The organism is Vibrio sp. YT-15 (assembly GCF_033337445.1).
GTDB lineage: Bacteria > Pseudomonadota > Gammaproteobacteria > Enterobacterales > Vibrionaceae > Vibrio > Vibrio alginolyticus.
The window spans coordinates 1-1,129 of sequence record NZ_JAWOQR010000138.1 but is presented as its reverse complement, the minus strand read 5'-3'; the positions used below and the strand labels follow the sequence as shown (position 1 = coordinate 1,129).

Sequence of the window (1,129 nt, the reverse complement as noted above, 5' to 3'; positions counted from 1 at the left end):
ATCGCGAAACGTAGACCTTCGTCCATTGCGATTGGTGCGATTAGCTCTACAGTCATCTGTACGTTGTCGCCTGGCATTACCATTTCTACGCCGTCTGGTAGCTGGATGTCACCAGTTACGTCAGTTGTACGGAAGTAGAACTGTGGACGGTAGCCTTTGAAGAATGGAGTGTGACGACCACCTTCATCTTTAGACAGTACGTATACTTCTGATTCGAACTTAGTGTGTGGAGTGATTGAACCAGGCTTAGCTAGTACTTGACCACGTTCAACTTCGTCACGCTTAGTACCACGTAGAAGTGCACCAACGTTCTCACCTGCACGGCCTTCGTCTAGAAGCTTACGGAACATCTCAACACCAGTACATGTAGTTGTAGTAGTGTCTTTGATACCTACGATAGCAACTTCGTCACCTACAGTTAGGATACCACGCTCGATACGGCCAGTTACTACTGTACCACGACCTTGGATTGAGAATACGTCTTCGATAGGCATTAGGAATGGCTGATCTACCGCACGCTCTGGCTCAGGGATGTAAGTATCTAGAGCTTCTGCTAGTTCAACGATTTTCGCTTCCCACTGCTCTTCGCCGTTTAGTGCGCCTAGTGCAGAACCTTGGATAACTGGTAGGTCATCACCTGGGAAATCGTATTCAGATAGAAGTTCACGAACTTCCATTTCTACTAGTTCTAGTAGCTCTTCATCGTCAACCATGTCACATTTGTTCATGAATACGATGATGTATGGGATACCAACCTGACGGCCTAGTAGGATGTGCTCACGAGTTTGTGGCATTGGGCCATCTGTCGCAGCAACAACTAGGATACCACCGTCCATCTGTGCAGCACCAGTGATCATGTTTTTAACATAGTCAGCGTGTCCTGGACAGTCAACGTGTGCGTAGTGGCGTGATGGAGTGTCGTACTCAACGTGAGAAGTTGCGATTGTGATACCGCGCTCACGCTCTTCTGGAGCGTTATCGATAGATGCGAAGTCTTTAGCTACACCGCCGTAAACTTTAGCAAGAGTAGTACAGATAGCTGCAGTTAGAGTTGTTTTACCGTGGTCAACGTGGCCGATAGTACCAACGTTAACGTGCGGTTTCGTACGTTCAAATTTTTCTTTAGACA

At 47.3% G+C, this 1,129-nt stretch carries 1 protein-coding gene; it reads right to left on the bottom strand.

Translation table 11 applies throughout. The annotated features are described in order from the left end of the window. Nucleotides 1-1,129: elongation factor Tu (gene tuf, locus R7D93_RS25850; protein ID WP_017633725.1), on the bottom strand; the 1,129-nt coding region annotated here is incomplete at both ends.